This is a genomic window from Arthrobacter sp. Bi26, assembly GCF_918697925.1.
Taxonomy (GTDB): domain Bacteria; phylum Actinomycetota; class Actinomycetes; order Actinomycetales; family Micrococcaceae; genus Arthrobacter.
In genome coordinates, this window is sequence record NZ_CAKKMF010000138.1 from 1 (window position 1) to 7,866 (window position 7,866).

4 protein-coding genes are annotated in these 7,866 nt (G+C 68.2%); 3 read left to right on the plus strand and 1 reads right to left on the minus strand.

Annotated elements, in window-relative coordinates:
* The first annotated feature begins 22 nt into the window (after nt 1-22).
* From LQV16_RS22055 to LQV16_RS22065, 3 genes are all read left to right on the plus strand, one after another.
* Nucleotides 23-532: a DUF3817 domain-containing protein gene (locus LQV16_RS22055; RefSeq protein WP_229995993.1), complete on the plus strand. Its 510-nt coding sequence runs from the start codon at nt 23-25 to the stop codon at nt 530-532.
* 139 nt (nt 533-671) lie between these two features.
* Nucleotides 672-2,261, plus strand: coding sequence for a glutamine-hydrolyzing GMP synthase (guaA, locus tag LQV16_RS22060; RefSeq protein WP_229995994.1), 1,590 nt, complete (start codon nt 672-674; stop codon nt 2,259-2,261).
* A gap of 296 nt (nt 2,262-2,557) precedes the next feature.
* Nucleotides 2,558-6,781 (plus strand): AAA family ATPase, encoded by a 4,224-nt coding sequence (locus tag LQV16_RS22065; protein WP_229995995.1) that lies wholly within the window; start codon nt 2,558-2,560, stop codon nt 6,779-6,781.
* A gap of 89 nt (nt 6,782-6,870) precedes the next feature.
* Here LQV16_RS22065 and LQV16_RS22070 read toward each other — a convergent pair whose 3' ends face one another.
* Nucleotides 6,871-7,767, minus strand: a complete 897-nt coding sequence (locus LQV16_RS22070) for an RcpC/CpaB family pilus assembly protein (protein ID WP_229995996.1) — start codon at nt 7,765-7,767, stop codon at nt 6,871-6,873.
* Between the last annotated feature and the right edge of the window lie 99 nt (nt 7,768-7,866).

Genomic DNA, 7,866 nt, shown 5'->3' on the forward strand with positions numbered 1-7,866 from the left:
CCACAGACCCGAGAGTGCAATCATGATCGAGCCCCAGCCCGCCATCCAGCCGCAGACAACCAACGGCACGGGGAAAACCGGCAAGAAGCGCCGCTTCGGCGGCACCGAGGCCCAAATCCGGTCCGCCCTGAAGTTCTACAAGGTGCTCGCCTACCTGACAGGTTCGATGCTGCTGCTGCTGTGTGCCGAACTGGTCGCCCGGTACGGCTTCGGGCAGTACCTCTACGCCGGCGGCACCAACGCCATCACCGGCCAGCCGTTCGGCCTCGGATTTGCCGACGCCGAGCCGCCAGGGGTGATCGGGGGCGTCAACCTCTCCGTCGCGGTCCTGATCGTGCACGGCTGGATGTACGTCGTGTACCTCATTTCCAACTTCCGGCTGTGGTCCCTCATGCGCTGGCCGTTCACCAAGCTGGTGGTTATGGCCTTGGGCGGCGTGGTGCCGTTCCTGTCCTTCTTCGTTGAGAAGAAGTTCCACGCGGAGGTCGAGGCCGAACTCGCCGCCAACCCGCAGGCACCCCAGCGGTACTGAACCCCGGCGGCTCTAAACAGCGTCACGACGCCGGCAGCCGCCGTCGGGCGTGTGAGTTCGCTTACCTCCGCCCTCGATTCGGGGCCCGCGCCGGCTTCTCAATGTGCGGGCGGGCAGCGGCGCAAAGTAGGCTAGTGGGGTGACTACTCCCTCTGCATCCCAGACGTCCCACAGGCCCGTTCTGGTCGTTGACTACGGTGCCCAGTACGCGCAGCTGATTGCCCGCCGCGTCCGGGAAGCGAATGTGTATTCGGAAGTGGTTCCGCATACCTACAGCACCGAGCAGCTGCTGGCTAAGAACCCCTCCGCGATCATCCTCTCGGGCGGCCCCTCGAGCGTCTACGCCGACGGCGCGCCCAGCGTCGGCGCTGACCTCTTCGAGGCCGGTGTCCCGGTCTTCGGCATCTGCTACGGCTTCCAGGCCATGGCCAACGCCCTCGGCGGCAAGGTGGCCCAGACGGGGCTCCGCGAATACGGCGCCACCGAGACCACCACCCTGGGGGAGGGCCGCTCCATCCTGGCCGGCATGCCCCAGCACCAGAGCACCTGGATGAGCCACGGCGACTCCGTCCATGAAGCCCCCGAGGGCTTTGAGGTCCTCGCGACGACGGCGGGCGCCGACGTCGCCGCGTTCGCCAACGAGGACAAGCGCCTTTACGGTGTCCAGTGGCACCCCGAGGTCAAGCACTCGGCCTACGGCCAGCAGGTCCTGGAAAACTTCCTCTTCAGGGGCGCCGGGCTGGAACCGAACTGGACCACCGGCAATATTCTGGAAGAACAGGTCCAGCGCATCCGCGAACAGATCGGCGACTCCAAGGTCATCTGCGGACTTTCCGGCGGCGTCGACTCGGCAGTGGCCGCCGCCCTGGTCCAGCGCGCAGTCGGCGACCAGCTGACCTGCGTCTTCGTAGACCACGGGCTGTTGCGCGAGGGCGAGGCCGAACAGGTCGAACGTGACTTCGTGGCCGCCACCGGCGTCAAGCTCTATGTCGCCAACGAGCAGGAGCGCTTCCTGAACGCACTTGCCGGCGTCAGCGATCCCGAGACCAAGCGCAAGATCATCGGCCGCGAATTCATCCGCGCCTTCGAGGAAGCCGAACTGGCGATCATCGCCGAAGCCGCGGCGCACGGTGAAAAGATCAAGTTCCTCGTCCAGGGCACCCTGTACCCCGACGTCGTCGAATCCGGCGGCGGCGAAGGTGCGGCCAACATCAAGAGCCACCACAACGTGGGCGGGCTGCCCGAGGACCTGCAGTTTGAACTCGTTGAACCGCTGCGCGCCCTGTTCAAGGACGAGGTCCGCGCGGTCGGTGCGCAGCTCGGCCTGCCGCAGGAAATCGTCGGACGCCAGCCCTTCCCCGGACCGGGCCTCGGCATCAGGATCGTCGGCGACGTCACCAAGGAACGCCTGGACCTGCTCCGCAAGGCCGACGCGATCGCCCGCGCCGAGCTGACCGCCGCCGGACTGGATGACGAAGTGTGGCAGATGCCCGTGGTGCTGCTGGCGGACGTCCGCAGCGTCGGCGTCCAGGGCGACGGCCGCACCTACGGACACCCGATTGTCCTGCGCCCCGTGTCTTCCGAGGACGCCATGACCGCCGACTGGTCGCGGCTGCCCTACGATCTCCTGGCCCGGATTTCCAACCGGATCACGAACGAGGTGGACGGCGTCAACCGCGTGGTGCTGGATGTGACCAGCAAGCCGCCGGGAACCATCGAGTGGGAATAGCAATGTGAATGGCCGGCCTTTCGAGGCCGGCCATTTCATTTTGTTCCTGACAATTCGAGCCGAATTTCGCACCGCCCAGTGTTGCGGCCCCGCACGTGCCGGGGATTCGGGCTACCCTCGAAAGCATGCCGGTATGGTCCAAGGCGTCCCGCGCCAGCCAGACAACCGCGAGCACCCACAACGCGGCCAGGGAAAGCGCGGACGCAACACAGACGAGCGTTGATACGTCGAACGCGCTAGAGTCGAGCCCGCCACGGTCCGGCGCAGAGAAATCGAGCACAGAAAAGAAGGCAGCAGTGTCAGTTGGTCAAGGCCACCCCGAGGGCTCCGAGGAGTTCAGGAAATGGCTGTCGGAGCTCAAGCCCGTCACCGGAGCAGATACCATGCTGCGCTTCACCAAAACGCCTGAAGGCTCGATCGACCTGACCCATGCCCATCCGTCCGGGCTTGCCCAGCTGATGGCAGGCCGGCGCACCCGGCTCTCGACGTTGATCCGCGACCGCCAGCAGTATGTTGTTGCGGCCAGGGCATCGCGGAACCTGCGCTCCAAGATTTTCGAACTCGCCAATGACCGCGGCATCGACGCGGGGTATTTCTCCGCCGGCACGGTCGTCTGGACGTCCGCCGTCGGGGGTAAGCCGCAACGGATCTCGGCCCCGGTCATGCTCACCGCCATTTCCCTCACGGTGCGCCCCGGCGAGGACGACTACGAACTTCAACTCACCGAACAGGCGCAGATCAACCCGGCGCTGGTTCGGCACCTCAAGTCAGTCCACGGGATCGTCTTTGACGTCAACGCGGTCACGCGGATGGCGTACAGCACGGCCCGTTATGACCCCCAGCCGGTTCTGGACCGTCTTGGCACCCTGGTCCAGCCGATCCACGGCGCGGAAGTCGAGCACAACCTGCTCGTCTCCACCTTTGCGGACCTCTCCGGCAACCTGGATGATCCGTGGATCAACCAGAACAACCCCCTTGTCACCGCGCTGGCACGGTCCGGTTCCGGCGAACGGGTCGACGTGCCCGCGCTTGAGCCCGGCCGCTTCCCCAGTACGGATGAGCGGGACCCGGCCGAGGAGCTTTTGCTGCTCGACGCCGACACGGACCAGCAGTATGTCATCGACGCCGTCCGGGCGGGTGACTCGTTGGTGGTCAGCAGCCCGCCGGGCACCGGCCAGACCCAAACCGTCATCAACACCATCGGCGCCCTCGTGGACGAGGGCAAGTCCGTCCTGGTGGTGGGTGACCGGCGTGCCAGCCTCGCCGAGATCTCCGCGCAGCTGGACGGCCTTGGCTTGGATTCGGTGCTCTTGCAGCTCACCGGCAACGCCAGCCCGCTGCAGCTCAAGGGCCAGCTGGTCCGGGCGATCGTCCGCAACGAGAAGTCTCTCCAGCCGCAGCTGAGCAACCTGCACGCCACGCTGACCGGGCACCGCCACGCCCTGATGGACCACGTCGCATCCCTGCACAATGTCCGGGCCCGCTGGGGCTGCTCGCCGTACGAGGCCATGCAGTCGCTGGCAGAACTGACCTCCATCCAGCCGGCGCCGGCCACGACGGTCCGGCTCAAGCGCAGCGTACTGGACAACATCCGGGACCGCGAGGAACTCGCCGGCCGGCTCCGCCGAGCCGCCGAGCTCGGCAGCTTCAGCCGCGCGTCCACCACCAGCCCCTGGCACGGCGCGCGTCTGCTCACCCGCAAGGAAACGCAGGAAGCGCAGAACGTTGCCCAGTCCGTGGCGGAGAAACTGCCGTTGCTGCGCGGGCGCATGGACGCCGTGGCGGAACACGCAGAGATCCGGCTCGGCGGGACGTTCGCCGAATGGGGCGAGCAGATCGAACTTCTCGTGGCCGTCCGCGAAAGCCTGGACAAGTTCACTCCCGACATCTTTGACCGGCCGGTCCATGACCTGATCTCCGCCACGGCGTCCTCCGCCTGGCGCCGGGAACGCGGGATCGAGATGCCGTCCATGCAGCGCTCGCGCCTGCGCCGGGTGGCCAAGGAATACGTCCGGCCCGGCGTGCACATCGCGGACCTGCACAGTTCCCTGGTCCTCGTGCAGGAGCAGCGCGCCGCCTGGTCCGGCTACGCCACCACGCAGCGGCACCCGGCCGTGCCGTCCGGGCTGGGCGAAATCACGGGCCTGTACCGGGAGCTCGCAGCGGAACTGGCTGAACTCGGCCAGGCGGTCAAGCACACCGCCGCCGGCGGCGATGTGGATCGCGCGCCGTACGATGAACTCCTGCCCCGGGTGCGGCGGCTCGTCGCCGACACCGCGACCCTGGAAACCCTGCCCGAGCGCACCCTGCTGGTCGAAAGCATGCGTGAGCACGGCCTCGGCGAGCTCCTCGCCGACCTTGCAGAGCGCGAGGTTCCGGAGGGGTCGGTGACCGCCGAGCTGGAGCTGGCCTGGTGGCAGTCGGCCCTGGAAGCCATGATCAGCGGCGATGACTACCTCGCCATGTCCGACGGCGACGCCCTGCGCCAGCTTGAGGCGGAGTACCGGCTCGCGGACAATGCCCATATCGCCAGTGGTGCTGCCCGGCTGCGGTGGAACCTGTCCGAGCGGTGGCGTACGGCAATCGCGGCGTACCCCCGCCAGGCCGAGCTGTTGCGCAGCCTGCTCAAGGACGGCCGGGTGACCCTGGCAGCCCTGAGCGGCCAGGCGCAGGAGCTGCTGCCCACCCTTGTACCGGTATGGTCCGTCAGCCCCTATCTCCTGACGGGCCTCCTGCCGATCGAGCAGACCTTCGACGCCGTCGTGATCCTCGACGCGGAGACGACTTCGCTGCAGGCAGTCCTTCCGGCCATCGCCCGGTCCCGGCAGGTCATCGCCTTCGGCGACGAACAGGTCGCCAGCCCCCGGACCTTTACCGTGGGCGTCGAACGGCTCGCGGCCGGGGAGAGCTCCTCCCAAAGCGTTGAGAGCTCGTACCGGGCACTCTCCGCTGTGCTTCCGGTCTGGAACCTGAGGACCGTGTACCGTGCGGTCGATGAAGACCTGGTGCGCCAGCTCAGCAAGGGTTTCTACGCCGGGGAACTTTCCCGGCTCCCTGAGGGGCAATCCGCCACGGGCCTTGACCGTGCCCTCAGCGTGGAGTATCTGCCCGACGGCACGGGGCTGCCCAGCGCTGACCACGACGGCGTTGAATCGGTTGTTGCCGAGGTGAACCGTGCGGTGGAGCTCGTCTTCGAGCACGCCCGGCTCCGGCCGCGGACCTCGCTGGCCGTGGTGACCGGCAGCCTTCGCCACGCCGCCCGAATCGGCGAGGCCATCAGGGCGCAGCTGCCCAACTACCCTATGCTCGGCAGCTTCTTCACGGCGGGGGACGAGTCCTTCCGCGTGGTGGATCTGGAACGGGCCCAGGGCCTGGTCCGCGACCACGTCATTTTTTCCCCGGGCTATGGCCGCACCCCGCATGGGCGCACCCTCCACAGCCTCGGGCCGCTCTCCGCCGACGGGGGCCGGGCCAAATTCGCGCTGGCGATGACGCGTGCCCGCCGGTCCCTGCACGTGCTCAGTTGCTTCCGCCCCGAGGACCTCGATGTCAGCCGCCTCAGCCACGGCGCCGTGGACTTCTATGAACTGCTGGACCGTGAGATCGCGGGCAATACAGATCTTGGCAGCCCCGCGTCCCGGGCCGCGGCCAGCGAGCAGGCGCTCGGCGCCGATCCGCTCGTGGCCGACCTGGGCGACCGGCTCCGGGCACGTGGGGCACGCGTGTGGCACCAGTACGACGGCGTCCTGAACATGGTGGCGGCCGCCGATCCGATGACCACGATCGGCCAGGACGATGCTGATATTCCCCGTCCGGTAGCAATCGAGTCAGATGGCACCGCCCACTACCGGCGAATGAGCGTCCGGGAACGCAGCAGGCTCCGGCCGCAGCTCCTGGAGCGGCTTGGCTGGCGCTACATGCCACTATGGACCATAGAGGTCTTCACCGATCCCTCGGCCTGTGCCGATCGGATTGGCGGCTACCTCGGGTTGGAGAAGCCTGCCGTGTCCAGCCGGCTCCGGACATCGCACGGGTTCTTCGATGACGACATCGACCACCTGGCGATTGACGAGGCGCGGGCCGCTGGGCACCACGTGGCGGACGAAACCGCGGGGCAGGTACTTCGGGGCCACGGAACTGCGGGCCAGGACTACCACCGGCAAGAACCAGGAACAGGAATGACAGGCAATACAGGCAGTAAGGAGGCCGGCGGCATGAGTGCGGACGGCGACATCCAAGACAACACCGGCGCCAAAAGGGACGACGCGACCAGCGCCGCTGAGCCCAAGACCGCTGAGCCGAAGACCGCTGAGCCGAAGTCCGGCGAGTTGACCGGTGACGGGCCGGACCAGGAAACGGCGAAGGAGCCGTCCCGCCGTTCGGAGGCGCCGGCCACGGTCCCCGAAGGCGTGCTGCCGAACAAGGCGGCGGAAGATGACCCCCGGCGCTGGGGTGACCAGCCTGACAATTACGATCACGACGCATGGCTCCAGGAGCAGAAGCCACCGCACTGGGGCTGACGTTGCGTGGCCGGCACCGCGGAGCCTGCGGTGCCGGCATCACCCGGCGGACGGGCTGCCCTGGGCCCAGCGCGGCACGCTGCCCGGGCCTAGCCCGGCGCGGCCGCCACAAGGACGAAGAACAGCTTGCCTTGGGTAGAGGCGCCCGCCAGTCTGCGTGCCTGGTCGGCCGCCGCTGCCACGACTATCAGCCCGTCCGTCTCCGCGGTGGCGGGCCACGGCGAAGCATTGCCGCCCTGCACTGACGTCCAGAGCACCGGAACGGCTTCGGCCAGGAGTTGGCTTTCGCCGGGTTGGTCTAAGCCGTTTCCGCCGGTGAGCACCACGTTGACGAGCTGCCCGGGGGAGACCAGCTGGATGGAGGCCGGATCCGCCATCCTGAGCGGCACGGCCGCAGAGCCGGGCGGGCTTCCCGCGAGCAGGCCCGGGCCAAGGATCTGGGCATCGGTGAGGAGTTGGCCCTGGCGCAGCGGTGCGGCCAGTTGTTTTCCCTCGAACGCGGTCTCGCTGCCGGGGTTGCCGGCAGGCACGAGGCCCGGCGGGACACTGATGCTGCTGACATCGCCGGGTTCCAGGGTCTTTCCGGCGGGAAGATCCGCCGCTGCGGCGAAAGCAACCACCGTGGCAGTGGGCGCGGGAGCTAGCTGCTGAACCGTGAGGCCGGCCGGGATGCAGAACAGGAGGGCCGCGATAAGTCGCCGGTTCCGGTTCATCCAGCCGCGCAGGCGGCGCTGTGACGGACGACCGCGGGGAGGCCGCTGCCGGCGGGACTTCGCCGGGCCCCGGCTCCGGAACGGGCGGGCCGCCGCGGACAACGTGGCGGCGGGAAGGTTGGCGGCGCGGATCCCGGCGCGGGCCCAGCGGCCGGAGCCTTCGACGGGCGTGGGGCGGGACGGCAGGGACGACGCCGTGGAGGGTGCCCGGGACGAAGGGGTGGATGACGTCCAGGGCCAAGGCGGGGAAACCGCGCTGAGTGAAAGGGCCATGCCGTCACGCTACGGACCCGGGCGCATCGACGGGAGCCGCAGAACCGCCTATGTGGACAATGGCCACCGGCCCAAGGATTACGCTGACTCAGCCAGTAG

Coding starts and splice junctions, on each gene's coding strand:
- LQV16_RS22070 (WP_229995996.1), bottom strand. CDS start 7,767: ATGGCCCTTTCACTCAGCGCGGTTTCCCCGCCTTGGCCCTGGACGTCA.
- LQV16_RS22055 (WP_229995993.1), top strand. CDS start 23: ATGATCGAGCCCCAGCCCGCCATCCAGCCGCAGACAACCAACGGCACG.